Raw genomic sequence first — 16,487 nt, 5'->3', positions numbered from 1 at the left:
CCAAACTAACAACAGCTATATTTGTACACGTTAGTAATATCCTCACAACAGATGATGCCGCCCTCCTTACTAACGAACCAGACCGGTGATTCCCGGTGAGCGTTCCACACCGCGTCGCCGATGCGATCACCGCGAACGCGAAGATCGTCCTGTTCGCGCTGCTGTTGACGACCGCGCTGGTCGGCGCCGGAATGCCGATGGTCGACGACGACTCGTCGCTCGATCAGTACGAGAGCGACTCGGAGGAGGGTGCGGCCCTCGAGTACAGCCAGGATAACTTCACGATCGACGACGCCGAGGACACGACGACGGTCCAGTTGATCGTCAGGGGAGACAACGTCCTGACGAAGGAGTCGCTCGTCTCCTCGCTCGAGTTCCAGCAGGACATTCGGAACAACGAGTCGATCAACGCTACGCTCGCCGAGGACGATCCGATCGTCGGCGTCGAGAACCTGGTTGCGACGACCGCGATCCGCGAGGAGCAAGCCGCCGAACTCGAGGAGCGCGGTGCCGAACTCGAGGAGCGAAGCGCGGAACTCGAAGCCCAGAGCGAGGAGCTCGAGCAGCGAAGCGCGGAGCTCGAACAGCGCAGCGAGGAACTCGACGAAACCGCCGCAGAGCTCGAGGCTGGACTCGAGGAGACCGCCGAGATAGAGCTCGAGTACGCCGAACTGAACGCCTCCAACGAGGCGGGGGAGATTTCCGACGAGGAGTACGAACAGCGCTCGGCCGAACTCGACGCGCAACTCGAGACCGTCTTCGAGGAGGCGACGGCCGGCCTGACCGACGAGCAGGCGGCGCAGTACGACGCCGCGATGGACGACGTACGCGAGATCCAGTCGGAACGCGTCGAACTCGAGCAGGCTAACGACGCCGGTGAGCTCTCCGAGGAGGAGTACGAACAGCGCTCGGCCGAACTCGACGCGCAACTAGAGGGCGTCTTCCTGCAGGGCTCCCAGGGCGTCCTCGAGGACGAGTACGCGCAACTCGAGGCCGACCAGGAGGCAATCGAAGAAGAGAGCGAACAGCTCGAAGCCGAGAGCGACGCACTCGAGGAGGAGAGCGAGCAACTCGAGGCCGATCAGGAGGAACTCGAGGACGCGGGCGCACCTTCGATCGACGAACAGATCGAGCACCTCGAGTCGATGAACGAGTCGACCTACGAGGAGACAGTTACGAGCGTCCTCGACGACGACGATGAGGCGGGTGGTGACCTGGCGCTTCGCCTGATGCCGAACGATTACGACCCCGGTTCGACGAGCGCCGAGTCGCGGATGATATTCGTCACGCAGTCGACCGACGGTGCCGACTTCCAGGGACCTGACGGCGGCGACGAGGAGATCACGGCGACCCAGCTCGAGCTACAGGAGCTCACGCAGTCCCAGGACGACGAGATGCTCGTCTTCGGCGCGGGCATCATCACCGACGAGATCGACCGCTCGATGGCCGACAGTCTCGCGATCGTCGGTCCCCTCGCGCTCGCGTTCGTCGTCGTCGCGCTGCTGATCGCCTACCGCGACCCGCTCGACATCGTCCTCGGCGTTACAGGGATCCTCGCCGTGCTGGTCTGGACGTTCGGCTTCATGGGCTGGACGGGGATTTCGTTCAACCAGATGTTCGTCGCCATCCCCGTCCTGTTGATCGGGCTCTCGATCGACTACGCGATTCACGTGTTTATGCGGCATCGAGAGCAGCGCGAGGCCGACGGCGTGACCGGCGACGCCCGCGGCTCGATGACCGTCGCGCTCGCCGGCGTCGGCGTCGCGCTCGTCTGGGTGACCGCGACGACGGTGATCGGCTTCCTCTCGAATCTCGTCAGTCCGATCGGCCCGATCCGCGAGTTCGGGGTCGTCAGCGCAGTCGGGATCCTCGCGGCGTTGATCGTCTTCGGCGCGATGATCCCCGCCGCGAAGGTCGTGATCGACTCCTGGCTCGAGGGCCGAGGCATCGACCGACGCAAGCGGGCGTTCGGTACCGGCGGCGGCCGACTCGCCGACGCGCTCTCCGTGGGCGCGGTCGCCGCCCGGAAGGCACCGCTGGTCGTCCTCGTCGCCGTCCTGTTGCTGACCGCGGGCGGCGTTTACGGCGCGACCCAGGTCGACACCAGCTTCGAGGACGAGGACTTCCTGGCCGATAGCCCGCCGGCGTGGACCCAGAACCTCCCCGAGCCGTTCCAGCCGGGTGAGTACACCGCGAAGGATAACCTCGAGTACGTCGACGAGAACTTCCAGCGACAGGACTCGGAGGCGCAGTTGCTGATACGGGGTGACGTGACCGACGACGAGACCCTCCAGCAGATCGAAGCCACGGAGGCGGACGCCGCCGACAGCGACGTCGTGTACGTACTGGCGAGCGGTGAGGCGGACGTCCGCAGTCCGCTGGCGACGATGGAGAACGTCGCAGCCGAGAACGAGTCGTTCAACGAGTCGTTCCAGGCGGCCGATACGAACGGCGACGGCGTCCCGGACCAGGACGTCGAACAGCTGTACGACGAACTGTACGAGGTCGACGCCGAGGCCGCGAGCGACGTCGTCTACCGAACCGACGAGGGAGAGTACGAGGCCGTTCGCATGATCGTCTCGATCCAGGGCGACGCGCCGAGCGAGGACACGACCGACGAGATGCGGGCGCTCGCCGCCGACTTCGAGAGCGGCGGTCCGTGGTCCGTCGTGGCGACCGGCGATCCGATCGTCGGCCACGTCGTCGAGCAGGACCTGCTCGATACGGTGCTCGAGAGCCTGCTGATCACGCTCGTGGCCTGTTTGCTGTTCCTGACGACGGCCTACAAGCTTACCGGCAGCAGCGCGACGCTCGGGGCCATAACCCTGCTCCCGGTCGCACTCGCAGTGAGCTGGATCCTCGGAACGATGTACCTGATCGGGATGCCCTTCAACGTCCTGACCGGGATGATCACCAGCCTGACGATCGGACTCGGCGTCGCCTACAGCATCCACGTGAGCGCCCGGTACACGCTCGAACTCGAGCGCCAGGGCTCGGTCTGGGACGCGATGCACACCACAGTGACCGGCACTGGCGGCGCGCTGCTCGGCAGCGCGGCGACCACGGTCGGCGGCTTCGGCGTGCTCGCCTTCGCCATCCTTCCCGCGCTCGAGCAGTTCGGGGTCATCACCGCGCTGACGATCATCTACGCGTTCCTGGCGAGCGTGATCGTCCTGCCGACGCTGCTCGTCCTCTGGACGCGCTACTTCGGCCCCGACGTCTCGTTCGAGTCCTCGCCGACGAGAGCCCCGGCGGCGAGCGACGGGGGAGTTCCCGACGACGGAGCGTCCGACGAGGGAGGTGAGGATCGATGACGCCGAACGAGTCCGAGGCTCTCGAGGCGTTCGAACGACTGGGGCTCACCAGCTACGAGGCGAAGGTGTTCATCGGCCTCCACCAAATCGGCTCGGGGACTGCGCGGGACGTCGCCCGCGTGGTGGACGTCCCCCGATCGCAGGTGTACAGCGTCGCCGAGAGCCTGGAGGAGCGCGGACTGCTCGAGGTCCAGCAGTCCAGTCCCATCCGCTACCGGCCGGTGAGCGTCGAAGAAGCCCGGACGACGCTCGAGGAGCGGTTCGAGCGCGAGCAGGAACGCGCGTTCGACTACGTTTCGACCGTCAAACAGGAGCCGAACGGCGAAGAAACCCAGGAGGACATCTGGACGGTTCGCGGACGCAGCCGCGTCGACGACCGCATCGCCGACATCCTCTCTGCAGCGGATCGGCGACTGCTGTTCGGAGCACGACTTCCGGAACTCGTCACGCCCCAGATCGAACAGACCCTCGAGAAGCGCGCCGCCGCCGGCGTCGAGGTCGTCGTCGTCAGTAGTAGCGACGCGGTTCGCGACCGTCTCGGGGCGCTCGACGGCGTGACGGTCGACACGCCGCCGGCCCACCGCGAGAGCGACCAGCGATCGGGGCGGATCGCCATCGTCGACGACGACAGCTTGCTGTTGAGCGTCGTCGACAACGACGGGAGCGAGACCGCGATCTGGAGTTCGAACTCGCTGTTCGCCTCGGTATTGATCCAGCTTATCGAAGCGAGCGACGAAACGCTCGAGAAATCGAACTGATCGAATCACGTCGCCGGCGCTTCCCGGATAGGAGCAGCCGACTCACTCGAGTCGATACCGCAACAGCGCCGCGATCCCGCCCAGGTTCGACAGCTGCTGGCCCGGGGGGAACTCGCTCGAGAAGACCGTCACCTCGCCGCCTTTCTGTTCGGTCGTGCGGACGATCTCGTCGACGTCGATAGCCCACTCCCCGTCGGGACCGCGCTCCTTCCGGAGTCGGTCGTCGAGTATCAGCAGTCGTTCGATCGCGCCGTACTCGGCGGCCTTCTGCACCTCTTCGGGACCGTAGGCGGCCTTCGCCCCCTGTGCGATGCGCTGGGTGAGGTCGTCGATGTACTCGGCCTCGCTCTCGATGCGAGTCTCCTGCTGGACGTCGGCGACGGCACCGCGCTTGAGTACCTCGTGAACGCCGCGGTCGCCGACGCTGGCCGTATCGACCATCGTAATCAGCTCCGCGACCTCGGGTTCGTTCTGCTCGATGTACTTGTAGGCGTCCTGCTTCGTGAAGCCGGGCCCCGCAAGGATGATCGCGTCGGCGTCCTGTCGTTTGAGTACCGTGGCGAGTTCGGCGAAGAGCTCCGATCGCTCGCGGGCGTACTCGCCTTTGCCCGTCGGACCGGTGATCGTCGCCCGCTCCTCGGTGCCGTACTGGGCGACGGTGTGGACGTGCGCCTGGCCCTCCTCGACGGTTGCGATGGCGACGTCCGGGTTCTCGGTGGCCTCCTCGGCTTCCTCGAGGCGGGCCTCCTGGTCGGGCTTGAACCGCTTCTCGATCGACAGCTCCTCGCGTTCCTCGACGTTCAGAGTGTGGTGAAAGCCGAGCTGGTCCTCCCGCGAGCAGGCGACAATCTCGCCGCCGACGCGCAATCGGTTGGCGAACTTGTGGAACTCGATATCGTCGACGGCGATGGCGACCCACATCGGTTCGCGCTCGCCGCCCGTGTCGCGCATCTGGTCGTCGTTGCGCTGGATCCGCCGGGTCGTGTCACCCGCGACGCGGTCGCCGGGCTCGAGAACGTACTGGAGGTGCCAGAGGTCGTCCACGCTCTCGGGGACGACGGTGAGGCGCTCGCGGCCCCCCTCGATCCGTTCCCGGTCTTTGATCTGCATACCTGTCAGTCCGGGAGGGCCGCTAAAAGGTGCTGTTATTCGCGAACTGCGGAGCCGAGTCGCTCGTCGCGGCCCGATTCGCGGCCGCAGGTTCGACAGTGAGGAGTGACGGAAACGGTTCCGGTTATCGACACTCCTCTGTACCGGAAAGAATGGCAGCTATCTCGGTTGAAGCTCTCGGTATCTTCCCGGCGCCCACGCGCGATTTCCGCGTAAATCGCCGTCCGCTCACCGGTAAGCATTGCCCGGGTCAACGGACAGAGACCCGTCGCCGACCAAGCGGTCGTATGACGATTGCAGTGCGAACGCTCGACGACGGCGCGTGGATCAGCGTCAACGACAGCCGACAGGTGAGCGTAAGCGACGTCTGGACCCTCTCTCACGGCTCGTTTTGCGAGTGCGAACCGGCGTACGTCCTCCTGGAAGGATTCTTCGGCGTCGACGTCAGCGGATCGGTCGTCGTCGCGGACACGGTCGGACGGTGTCTCGAGTGCGGTACGCAGGACTCGATCGAGCGATTACCCGTCGGCCGCGTCGTCGACGGCGAATTCAAACCGTACAGCCCCGAGGGTGTCCAGTCGATCGTAGAGCCCGGCGCCGAAACCGACTGAACTGGTAGCGGCAAGTGTAGCCGAGATACGCGAGAGCCGGGGAGAACTGACGCCAGAAAGAGGGGCTTATGCGGCGGGTTCATACGAAGGGTATCAATGGCGAGTGACGTCGAGCAGTGGAAGGACGAACTCTACGGTACCGATATTCGCGCGGAGATCGAGCGATTCGCCGAAGAAGGCTGGGACGCGATCCCCGACGACGAACACGACGCCTGGTTCGAGCGCTTCAAGTGGTACGGACTGTACCACCAGCGAGCCGGCCAGGAGTCGTACTTCATGATGCGAATCGGCCCGCCGGGCGGCGTGCTCGAGCCGGGACAGTTCCGCCAGATCGTCGAGATCGCGGACGACTTCTCCCGCGGCCCGGCCGAGAACCCCGAGTTCGGGAACGGCTGGATCGACGTGACGACCCGACAGGCGATCCAGCTTCACTGGATCCGCCTCGAGGACGTCCCGGAGATCTTCGACCGACTCGAGGAGGTCGGTCTCTCGACGGTCCAGGCCTGCGGTGACTCCTGGCGAAACATCGTCGGCTGTCCGGTCGCCGGCAAGGACAAACACGAGCACGTCGACGCCGACGCGCTCGCGACCGAACTGCACGACACGTTCAAGGAGAACGAGGCGCACTCGAACTTGCCCCGGAAGTGGAAGGTGTCGGTGACCGGCTGTGACGAAGGGTGTGGCCAGGGCGACATCAACGACCTCGCCTTCGAGCCCGCCGAGAAGGAGATCGACGGCGAGACCGTCACGGGCTACAACGTCCGCGTCGGCGGCGGTCTCTCGCGCAACGAACCGCGCTTCGCCCGCAACATCGACGTCTTCGCCACGCCGGAACAGGCGGTCGACGTCGCCGGCGGCATCTCGGCGCTGTTCCGCGACAACGGCGACCGCGAGAACCGGTACAACGCCCGCATCAAGTTCCTCGTCGACGAGTGGGGGCCGGAGAAGCTTCGTGAAACGCTCCAGGAGGAGTACGTCGACTTCGAACTCGAGACCGCGGGCGACGACCTCCGCGAATCGTACTCGTACAACGCGGGCGAGGCCGACGGCAAACACGACCACGTCGGCGTCCACGAGCAGGTCGACGGCAACTACTACGTCGGACTGAACGTTCTGGTCGGCCGAATCGGCGTCGACGAGGGCTACGAGCTCGCCGACGCGGCCGACGAGTACGGCTCGGGCGAGGTCCGACTGACCCAGCGCCAGAACATCATCTTCACCGACGTCGACGAGGAGAGCGTCGACGACCTGCGCGAGGTGCCGGTGCTCGAGAAGTACAGCCCCGATCCCCACCCGTTCCAGCGCGGCTCGATCGCCTGTACGGGCACGGAGTTCTGTTCGCTCTCGATCGTCGAGACGAAGAACCGCCAGGTCCGGTACGCGCGCTGGCTCAAGGAGAACGTCGAACTCCCCGAGGGCGTCGAGAACTTCCACATCCACCTCTCGGGCTGTACGGCGTCGTGCGCTCAGCCCCAGATCGCCGACGTCTCCCTGCGCGGGATGAAGACGCGCAAGGACGGCGAGCCGGTCGAGGCGCTCGACATCGGCCTCGGCGGCGGTCTCGGCGAGGAGCCGCAGTTCGCCTCCTGGATCGCAGAGCGGATCCCGGCCGACGAGGTGCCGGGAGCGATCGCGAACCTGCTCGAGAACTTCGACGAGGCCCGCGATAGCGAGGCCCAGAGCTTCCGCGAGTTCGTCGCCGACCGCGACGACGAGGAACTCGCCGACCTGATCGAGCCCGAGGAGACGGACTACGACGATCCCTTCATGCACAACACGAAGCGGACGTGGTACCCCTACGCCGAGGACGACGACCTCGACTCGAGTCCCGCGCCCGCGAAGGCCGACGGCACGCCGATCCCATCCGACGACTGACGGGCAACCGATCGCCGGACCCGTAGCGACGCGCTTTCGGTACGGCCGCTGTTTTTCGGCTGTGCTTCGTCTCCGTTGTCGCTGCCGGGCCGCCTAAGTACGTCCGAGCGCTCCGTTGAGACAGACAGATGGCAGACCGTTTGATGAAAGTCAACGCGTACACGACGCTCGATCTCGCCGATGCCGTCGCGAAAGGACACGACTTCGAGACGGAATCGCTCGCCGTCGTCAACGCGACGGCGGACAGAGAAGAGCCGGACTACGTCCGACTCCAGTTCGAACTCGACAACATGACCGAGGACCACCTCCCCGCACACATGGAGGAGATCCGACTCGCGCCCGACGAGGCGCGGTCGATCGCGGCGGATCTCGAGAAGCACGCCCAGCGGGTCGAACAGGCGACCGACGAGGAGGAGTAGGCCAGTCGTCACTCGCCGGTTCTCGAATCAGCACGAAACGGTGCCGCCGCTGCTGTTACTCGAAACTGGGCGCGACTGGGCGCGTCACTCGGTAATGTCCTCGAGTTTGTCCCTCGCCTTGTCGACTGTCGAGTCGAACGTCTCCTCGAGTTTCTCGACGGAGCGTTCGACGTGGTAGACCCGTTCGCTCGGGACTCGTCGGACGATGTCGTTCCCGTCGTCGTCCGTCCCGTACTCGAACAGCCAGTGGTCCTGGAAGTAAGCGATATGGTCGTTGTCGACGGTCGCTCTTTCGACCTCGCCGGTCGCGGTCTCGTAGACGATCGTTGCCCTCCCGAGTTCAGCCATACTGTGGACCACTATCCGCAGTCGGGAACCAGCTGTCCCGGCAACTGCAATCTCGCCTGCGAAGGGTCGTTCGGATCGCGGGGAACTTCTACTAACACGAACGATTGCCATAGTTAGGGCTGCTCTGTATTACCGCTACGGTCCTATTGGTGGTATGAATCTTGGACACATCGGTCGACTCGAAGACTTCGGCAAGCGGTCACTCGTCACCCACGCGATCATGGCGCTCTCGTTCAGCGGTGCAATCGTCGCGGGACTGTTCGTCGAGGGCGAACTGGGACTGGTCTCGTTCGTCGCACTCCTCAACTTCACCGCCGGGGTGTGGGTCGCGCAGTCGATTCACTCCCTGGGGCACGGGACGACCGACAGCGAGTACAACGGCATCCTGAGCGAAGTCGTCGACCTCACCGATACGAAGTCGAAGTCCGCCGACGGACTCGACACCGGTCGGCTGGCTCGCCTGTTCACCCTGATCGCCGCCGTAACCGCAGTGTCGCTGCTGACGTCGGCCCAGGTCCTGGCGGGGCCGCTGTTCTCGATCGCCGTCGTCGCTGTCGGGAGCGTCGCACTCGTGACCGCCATCGTCGGCTTCCTGATCGCCCTCGGGACGTCCTACGACGAGTCGATGCACCACTGGGCGGCCGAGGTCGAGCAACAGAACGCTCCCGGCGCTCCCGGCGACCAGAAGTAGCTTCTCGAGCGTCCGTCCCTCGCGTTCCCCTCCTCAAAAACCGCGGTAGTCCCGCTGAACGCCTCGTCACTCGTTTTCCGATGCGTCGGTGCCGCTGTTCGACGCCCTCGTTCCCGAATCCGTCGTCGCGCTCGAGTCGGAGTCGTCCGGCCCGTTTGCTGCGGCGTCTTCCGGTGCGTCGGGCCCAGCGTCCGCGGACTCCGCTTCGCCGCCGGCGGATTTGTGCACTGTCGGCGTGGTCGCCGGCTCCGGCGTGGGGACCGCGAACGCGAGGTACAGGAAGAACAGCGTCGTCGCGACCAGGGCGACGGCTACGACGATGGCAATCGCGACGGTCGTATCGACCCCGAACTGGCCGCCGACGGGTTCGAAGTGGCCGATCGGTCCGGTCATCGTCTTCACCCCACATTGTCGCTTCCGGGAGCGGACTAATCAGCGTTGTTCCGATCTGGATCGGTCCTTCGACGACGAATCGATCGGCGAGGGCGACGCCAGCGCCGAGCCTATATACCCCTCGCCGAAAGCACGACTATGCAGACGGCGCTCCGGGCCGACGGCTGGACGCGAGCGAACGGTGTCGCGGTTCGCGGCCGCGCGTTCGACGGCGAACTGCTGCTCGAGGAGAGTGCGCTCGCCTCCCGATTCGCCGACGCTCGAGCCGCCGACGGGGCGATCCTCGACGCCGTCGCGTCCGTCGCGGCGACGCTCGAGGGCTTCTTCGCCGCCGTCGTCCACGACTCGGACGGGACGTCCCTCGTCGCCGACGGCGCTCGCTCGATTCCGCTGTACTACGATCCCGGGGGAACGATCGTCTCCGATCGCGGACGGATCGTTCGCGACGCGCTCGAGGCGGAGCGCGACCCGGTCACCGAGAGCGAGTTCCTCCTCACGCGGTACGTGACGGGAGCCGAGACGATCTGGTCCGGAATCCGGTCGACCCAGCCCGGCGAGGTCGTCCGGATCGACGCCGACGGAGCCAGCCGTAGTACGTACCGAGACTACTGGCCCGCGGGGGCAGCCGACAGGTGGGGCTCGGTTCCGGAGCAGCCGCAAGCGCACCTCGGGTCGGCTCTCGAGACGGCGCTCGACCGACTCGAGTGCGTCGCCGGTGACCGCCCCATCGTCGTCCCGCTCTCGGGCGGCTACGACTCCCGGCTGCTCGCGTCGGCGCTCGTCGAGCGCGGGCGCGAAGTGATCGGCTTCACGTTCGGTCGCTCCGGTCATCCGGACGTCGAGGCGAGCAGGGAGATCGCGGATCGACTCGGGATTCGGTGGGAGTTCTGCGACTACGACGCCGATCGATGGCGCGAGTGGTACCACGGATCGGCGGGACGGACGTACAGACGACGGGCGTTCGGCGGCGACGCGCTCCCGTTTCTCGCGGAGTGGCCCGCCGTCCGGCAACTGGTCGCCGAGGGGCGACTGCCGACGGACGCGCTGTACTGTCCCGGCCACACCGTCGCGACGCCGAGCGAGCGGCTTCCGCAGTTCGCCGGCGAGCGGGACGACGGCGCGCCGTCCGCGAGCGTCGGCTGCGGCCCCGCCGTCGACGCGGACGACGACGTCGACGATATCGACGACAGAGAACGGGTCGAACCGTCGCTCGAGGCACTGATCGACTACGTCCTCGAGCACCACTACGCGCTGTGGGAGTGGGACGACGCAGCGTTCGAGCGGGCCGCCCGCGAGCGAATCCGGCGAGGGCTGCTCGGCGACCGCGATCCAGACGCCGTGTTCGATCCGGCGACTGCGGCCGCCGCATACGAGCGCTGGGAGTGGCGCGGCCGAATGGCGACGTTCACGAACGGCGACTGTCGGGTCTACGAGGACGCGGGTCTCGACTGGTGGCTCCCGCTGTGGGATCCCGCCTACGTCCGCGCCTGGGAGCGAGTGCCCCTCGAGCAGCGGCGGGGGAAGGGACTGCACGCGGACCTCGCGGTGGAGTACTATCGTCGCGCGGCGGACGTCTCCCGCGAGCGGGCGGCGCTGACGGATCGAACGCTCTCGCCGATCGATCGCCACCTCGCGCTGGTTCGCCACACGCCGACTCGGCAGTTCACCGAGCGATCGGGAGAGTGGGAGCCGCCGTTTCTCGCGCCGCGGTCGGCCTGGAGTGAGCCGGGGAACCATCCGCTTTCGTGGTACGGAATCGTCGACGACGACCTGCTCGATCGGCTGGCACCGTTCCGGAACCTCTACGCGCTTCGAACGCTGGCCGCGACGGGCCGACTCGACTTCTCGGAGCCGGAGGGGGCGATTCCGGACGGCTCGAGCCTCGAGCTACCGACTGCGGACCGCGACTGACCCCGATCGAAAGCGCGACTCTTACGTACCACCGGTTGTGACCACTGAGTAATGAGACGACGCGCATTTCTCACGTCGGGGGCAACGGTTGCCGGAGTCGGTCTGGCTGGATGTGTCTCTCGAGAAGGAGAAAACGGTGGAACAGCGGGCACTACCGACGACGATGACGACGTCCTCAAAGTCGCGACCTACAACTCGTTCGTCGACGCGCCGAGCGACAGTCCGGGCGAGTGGATCGCCGACGAGTTCGCCGAGCGCTACGACGTCGAGTTCGAGTGGCAGACGCCCGAGCAGGAGCTCAACCACTACATCAATCGCCACAACGAGGGCGCCGAGATCGAACCCGAACTCTACCTGGGGCTCAGTCCCCACGAACTCGTTCGCGCGGACCGGGAGGTCGAGGGAGATGGAGACCTCTTCGCCGAGACGGACAAGGACGCACTCGAGAACGTCGTCGACGTCGAGGAGGAGTACTACTTCGATCCGCACGATCGGGTGATCCCGACGTACAGTAGCTACTGTGCGATCGTCTACGACGGTCGGAACGTCGACACCCCCGAGACGTTCGAGGATCTCCTCGATCCCGAGTACGAGGGCGAAATCGGGGTCTCGAACCCCCAGCGCGGGACGACCGGGCTGCTGTTCCTGCTGTGGACGATCGACCAGTTCGGCGATGACGGCTACCTCGAGTACTGGGAGGAGCTGATGGAGAACGACGCGCGAGTCCTCGACTCCTGGAGCGACGTGTACGCGCAGTTCGAGGAGGACGAAATCCCAGTCGTCGTCTCCTACGCGAACGACCGCGTTTACGCGAAGCGCTTCGAGAACGACCTCGAGAAACACCAGGTGTCGTTGCTGAACGACCAGGCCTACGCCAACGTCTCGGGGATGGTCCGCTTCGCGGACGGCACCGACGACGAACTGGCCACCCAGTTCATGGACTTCATCCTCGAGCCCGAGGTCCAGTCGGTGATCGCCGAGCGGAACGTCACCGGGCCGGTCAACGAGGAGACGGAGCTGCCGGAGGTGTACGAGGAGTACGCCAACGTGCCCGACGACACCCCGTTCTTCGGCTACGAGGAACTCGAGGAAAACCTCGACGAGTGGCTCAGCGACTGGGAGCAGACGGTCGCCGGGAACTACTGAGTACTGATCGACCAGTGACCTCGATCGACGCGACCGAACGGACCGCCACCGCGGGCCAGCAGATGACTCGAGCGGCGTATCCGTCTCACTCGCGGTCGCTTCGAGCCTCGCGGCCGAGTTCCGTCTCAACGGCGTCGACCTTGTCGCTCGCGGACATCGACTTCTCGCGCTTGTCGTCGACCTGGACGAGCGTCTGGACCTCGGCGGCGTCGACCGCCTGGTGGGCGCCAGCGCAGGCGGCGAACAGTTCCTCGACGTCCTCGGCCTCGACGGTCGTCGCCATGGGCGTCGTCTCGTACTCGACGTCGTACTCTTCGAGGGCCTCGACGGCGGCCGCGACGTCCGCCGTGACGTCCTCTCCGGTGATCGGCGTCACGCGAAGAAGTGCAAAGACGGTCATGGGCGCCCGTTCCCGCGGTCGCCGCATAGAAATTTCGATCGACGGTACCACCGGGTGGTCCGGGGCGGAACTCACTCGGCGAACGATGACGGGAACGGACTCGAGAACCGGAGTGGTCCCGTGACCGATCGGAACTCCGCACGCGAGCGGAACGGTTCACGAACCGACGGCGGGGCGACAGCGCCGGTCGGCACTCCCGACTCCGCGTCAGGGGAGTCCACTCCGCCGAGCGAGCCGTCGGATCGACGGCGTGGGCGGGGCATCCGGAACCGCCTCGAGCGGCGGGCGATCGCGCTGTTCGGCCTCGGAACGCTCGTCTTGCTGCTCGTGCTGTTTTACTACCCCGTGGCGACGGTCTTCGTCGAGGCTATCGTCGTCGAAGGGGCGCTCACGCTCGCCGTCTTCGTCGAACTCCTGCGCGATCCGTTCTACTTCGGCGACCTCGCGCGGCTGTTCGCCGGGGAGTCGCCGCTGGCCGTCGCCGGGGACCTGCTCTCGAGCGACAGACGGCTCGGCGTCGTCGGCTTCACGGCCTATCAGGCGGCGCTCTCGAGTCTGCTCAGCGTCGCGCTCGGCGTCCCCGCCGCCTACGTGCTCGCACGCTACGAGTTCCGCGGGCGACAGACGCTGCGCTCGTTGACGGTGCTGCCGTTCGTCCTGCCGTCGATCATGGTCGCCGTCGGCTTCGTCGCGACGTTCGGACAGAACGGCACGCTCAACGGGGCGCTGGGGCTCGTCGGGCTCGGACCCGTAGAGCTCATGTACTCGCTCGAGGCGGTTCTGATCGCCCACGCCTTCTACAACGCGCCGCTGGTGGCGCGGGTGACGACCGCCGCCTGGGAGTCGGTCGACGCGAGCGCGATCGAGACCGCTCGAAGCCTCGGCGCGAGCCCGTTTCGGGCGTTCTGGGACATCGTCGCCCCGCAACTGTACCCCGCCGTGTTGATGGGCGCCGCGCTGACGTTCGTCTTTACGTTCGGGACGTTCCCGATCGTGCTGGCCCTCGGCGGGTTCGATCTGGCGACCGTCGAGGTGTTCGTCTACCGGCTGGTTCAGGACCTGAACTACACCGAGGCGGCCGCGCTGGCGATCGTCGAACTCGTCGTCTCGCTGGGTGTCCTCTACGGCTATCTGCGCTACGAGGCGAACCACGTCGTCCGCTCGCGCGGCGTCCGGCCGCTGGCGCGTCGCCCGCTTTCGCCGCCCTCGTTCTCGCTTCGCGAGGTCGTTCCGCGAGCGGGGATCGCCGTCTACGCCGTGATCGCGCTCGTCGTCTTCGTCTCACCGATCGTCAGCATGCTCTACGCGAGCGTCACCGGGCCGAACGGGCTCACGCTCGACCACTACAGATTCCTGCTCGAGCGCCAGCAGACCGCGGCCGCGTTCCAGGTCCAGCCCTGGCCCGCCATCCGCAACTCGCTGCTGTTCGCCGCCGGCGCGCTGGCGCTCGCCCTGCCGATGGGGATCGTCGTCTCGGTGCTGACGACCAGACGGTATCGCGGTCGGAAACTCGTCGACGCCGTCGCGATGGCGCCGCTCGCAGTGTCGGGGATCATCGTCGGAATCGGGCTCCTTCGGGGCCCCGTCTTCGGGATCGAGATTTCGGGATGGCGGTTCACGATGGCCGGGGCGGTTGCGATCGTCGCCGCCCACGCGGTCTCGTGTTACCCGTTCGTCGTCCGCACCGTCGCGCCGGGGCTCGAGTCGGTCGACGAATCGCTCGTCGAATCCGCTCGCGCGCTCGGCGCCTCTCGGGCGCGGGCGCTGGTCGACGTCGAGCTTCCGTTAGTGTGGCCCGGCGTCGTCGCCGGCGCCGCCTTCGTCGTCGCCATCTCGATGGGCGAGTTCTCCTCGACGGTCATCCTCGCGACGGGAACCGACCAGTATACGATGCCGGTCGCGATCGAACGCTTCATCGGCCGTCGGCTCGGACCCGCAACCGCAATGGGCGTCGTCCTGCTCGTCGTCACGAGCATCAGTTTCGTGATTATCGACCGCCTCGGGGGTGAGAGCTTTGGCATCTGAGGAGCCGACGCCGACCCCGCTCGAGCGACCGGGCCGTGCCGCGGACGCCGCAGCGGCCGACGACCCCGGCGACCGGCCAATCGCGCTCGAACTCGAGTCGGTCACGAAACGCTACGCCGAGACGACGGCCGTCGACGGCGTCTCCCTGTCGGTTCGAGAGGGCGAGTTCTTCACGCTCGTCGGCCCCTCGGGCTGCGGGAAGACGACGACGCTTCGCCTGATCGCGGGCTTCGAGTCGCCCACGGAGGGGAGCGTCCGGTTCCACGGCGAGGACGTGACCGGAACGCCGCCCGAGGAGCGCGACGTCGGCGTCGTCTTCCAGAACTACGCGCTGTTTCCCCACATGAGCGTCGGCGAGAACGTCGCCTACGGGCTCAACTTCGCGGATCCGCCGGGGGGCGTTTCGAAGAGCGGGCGGGTTCGAGAGCTGCTCGAGTTGGTCGACCTCGAGGGGATGGCTGACCGCGAGCCGGACCAGCTCTCGGGCGGCCAGCAACAGCGCGTCGCGATCGCTCGAGCCCTCGCGCCCGGCCCGGACGTGCTCCTGTTAGACGAGCCGATGAGCGCGCTCGACGCCCAGCTTCGCGAGCGCCTCCGCGTCCAGGTCAGAGCGATCCAGAAGGAGCTCGGAATCACGACGGTCTACGTCACGCACGACCAGGAGGAGGCCCTGGCCATCTCGGATCGCGTCTCGGTGATGCGGGCCGGAGCGCCCGAACAGGTCGCCCCGCCGCGTGAAATCTACCGACGGCCCGAGACGCGGTTCGTCGCGGAGTTCGTCGGCGACAACAACGTCTTCGACGGGACCGTTCGGTCGGTCGAGGGGAGAGGGGCGAACGGCCGGCAGCGAGCCGCGCTCGAGGTCGGTACCGAAACGTTCGCGGTCGATCTCCAGGACCGCGAGGTCTCGGTCGGCGACGAGGTCACGTTCTGCGTACGACCCGAGAACCTGCGGATCGGTGCCGGCGTGAACGCGACGACAGCGATCGTCGCCAGCGCCGAGTTCCTCGGCGAGACGACGCGGGTGCACCTCGAGTGGTACGGCCAGGAACTGCTCGTCAGGACTCGCGATCCGCTCTCTGGCGACGTTACGGTCGGGTTCGAACCCGAAGACGCACACGTCGTGGCGATCGATCGAACCGTCTGAGCGGCGTCTCTTCGTTCAACGACTTCGGGTGGGTAGGCGCTCGAGGGAGTGTTGTGTAGAGTGTGCGAACCTAGCGTGATTACATCTGTCAGGTGACAGTGATACTCGTAGCGTCGTGCTGAATACAGGGCGCGAATGTCCCACGAGTTCTGGCTTGATTTACGACGGAACTGATTGCTCCATACAAATAAGACAGTGAGCAGCCCAAATGCATAGTACAATTACTATATTTTATAAGTCATGGCAGGTATTTTTATATATGAGTGATGTTTTCCAGTCTCCGTTTCGGAGAGCCATTCTAGGACTGTTCATTGGTTTAGGTCTGGGGTTGTTAGTCGG

At 66.2% G+C, this 16,487-nt stretch carries 14 protein-coding genes; 10 read left to right on the top strand and 4 right to left on the bottom strand.

Features of this window, described 5'->3' with window-relative positions:
- The first annotated feature begins 95 nt into the window (after positions 1 to 95).
- Complete coding sequence (locus CV102_RS07415) at positions 96 to 3,314, top strand: MMPL family transporter (protein WP_148857261.1); 3,219 nt, start codon at positions 96 to 98, stop codon at positions 3,312 to 3,314.
- Positions 3,311 to 4,072 (top strand): TrmB family transcriptional regulator, encoded by a 762-nt coding sequence (locus CV102_RS07410; RefSeq protein WP_148857260.1) that lies wholly within the window; start codon positions 3,311 to 3,313, stop codon positions 4,070 to 4,072. Before CV102_RS07415 ends, CV102_RS07410 begins: the two co-directional genes overlap by 4 nt.
- A gap of 42 nt (positions 4,073 to 4,114) precedes the next feature.
- Here the strand turns inward: CV102_RS07410 and CV102_RS07405 are convergent, their stop codons facing one another.
- Complete coding sequence (locus CV102_RS07405; RefSeq protein WP_148857259.1) at positions 4,115 to 5,182, bottom strand: mRNA surveillance protein pelota; 1,068 nt, start codon at positions 5,180 to 5,182, stop codon at positions 4,115 to 4,117.
- A 287-nt stretch (positions 5,183 to 5,469) separates the two neighbouring features.
- Between CV102_RS07405 and CV102_RS07400 the strand changes: the two genes are divergently transcribed.
- The 3 genes from CV102_RS07400 (at position 5,470) to CV102_RS07390 (ending at position 8,087) form a co-directional block, all read left to right on the top strand.
- Positions 5,470 to 5,793: a hypothetical protein gene (locus tag CV102_RS07400; RefSeq protein ID WP_148857258.1), complete on the top strand. Its 324-nt coding sequence runs from the start codon at positions 5,470 to 5,472 to the stop codon at positions 5,791 to 5,793.
- A 96-nt stretch (positions 5,794 to 5,889) separates the two neighbouring features.
- A complete protein-coding gene (locus CV102_RS07395) occupies positions 5,890 to 7,668 on the top strand; it encodes a nitrite/sulfite reductase (RefSeq protein WP_148857257.1) in 1,779 nt (592 codons plus the stop codon).
- A 128-nt stretch (positions 7,669 to 7,796) separates the two neighbouring features.
- A complete protein-coding gene (locus tag CV102_RS07390) occupies positions 7,797 to 8,087 on the top strand; it encodes a DUF6360 family protein (RefSeq protein ID WP_187432887.1) in 291 nt (96 codons plus the stop codon).
- Positions 8,088 to 8,171: 84 nt separating this feature from the next.
- Here CV102_RS07390 and CV102_RS07385 read toward each other — a convergent pair whose 3' ends face one another.
- Entirely contained in the window at positions 8,172 to 8,435 is a 264-nt protein-coding gene (locus CV102_RS07385) for a hypothetical protein (RefSeq protein ID WP_148857256.1), read from the bottom strand.
- Positions 8,436 to 8,589: 154 nt separating this feature from the next.
- Here CV102_RS07385 and CV102_RS07380 point away from each other — a divergent pair, with 154 nt between their 5' ends.
- Complete coding sequence (locus tag CV102_RS07380; RefSeq protein WP_148857255.1) at positions 8,590 to 9,126, top strand: hypothetical protein; 537 nt, start codon at positions 8,590 to 8,592, stop codon at positions 9,124 to 9,126.
- Positions 9,127 to 9,192: 66 nt separating this feature from the next.
- On the opposite strand, the gene CV102_RS07375 is transcribed toward CV102_RS07380, so the two are convergent.
- On the bottom strand, positions 9,193 to 9,519 hold the full coding sequence (locus tag CV102_RS07375; RefSeq protein WP_148857254.1) for a hypothetical protein: 327 nt from the start codon (positions 9,517 to 9,519) through the stop codon (positions 9,193 to 9,195).
- A 138-nt stretch (positions 9,520 to 9,657) separates the two neighbouring features.
- Here CV102_RS07375 and CV102_RS07370 point away from each other — a divergent pair, with 138 nt between their 5' ends.
- Positions 9,658 to 11,430 carry an asparagine synthase-related protein gene (locus tag CV102_RS07370; RefSeq protein WP_148857253.1) on the top strand — a complete coding sequence of 591 codons (1,773 nt, stop codon included), beginning with the start codon at positions 9,658 to 9,660 and terminating at the stop codon, positions 11,428 to 11,430.
- Between the two features lie 51 nt (positions 11,431 to 11,481).
- The gene (locus tag CV102_RS07365) at positions 11,482 to 12,576 is read left to right on the top strand and encodes a thiamine ABC transporter substrate-binding protein (protein WP_148857252.1); all 1,095 of its coding nucleotides are present in this window, start codon (positions 11,482 to 11,484) and stop codon (positions 12,574 to 12,576) included.
- Positions 12,577 to 12,661: 85 nt separating this feature from the next.
- Here the strand turns inward: CV102_RS07365 and CV102_RS07360 are convergent, their stop codons facing one another.
- Positions 12,662 to 12,976 (bottom strand): MTH1187 family thiamine-binding protein, encoded by a 315-nt coding sequence (locus CV102_RS07360; RefSeq protein ID WP_148857251.1) that lies wholly within the window; start codon positions 12,974 to 12,976, stop codon positions 12,662 to 12,664.
- 120 nt (positions 12,977 to 13,096) lie between these two features.
- Here CV102_RS07360 and CV102_RS07355 point away from each other — a divergent pair, with 120 nt between their 5' ends.
- Both CV102_RS07355 and CV102_RS07350 read left to right on the top strand, forming a co-directional pair.
- Complete coding sequence (locus tag CV102_RS07355; RefSeq protein WP_148857250.1) at positions 13,097 to 15,001, top strand: ABC transporter permease; 1,905 nt, start codon at positions 13,097 to 13,099, stop codon at positions 14,999 to 15,001.
- Positions 14,991 to 16,148 carry an ABC transporter ATP-binding protein gene (locus CV102_RS07350; protein ID WP_148857249.1) on the top strand — a complete coding sequence of 386 codons (1,158 nt, stop codon included), beginning with the start codon at positions 14,991 to 14,993 and terminating at the stop codon, positions 16,146 to 16,148. Before CV102_RS07355 ends, CV102_RS07350 begins: the two co-directional genes overlap by 11 nt.
- Positions 16,149 to 16,487 lie beyond the last annotated feature (339 nt).

Source organism: Natronococcus pandeyae (assembly GCF_008122205.1).
GTDB classification, from domain to species: domain Archaea; phylum Halobacteriota; class Halobacteria; order Halobacteriales; family Natrialbaceae; genus Natronococcus; species Natronococcus pandeyae.
Note: the sequence above shows the minus strand (reverse complement) of the source record. Positions and strands in the feature narration are given on the sequence as shown.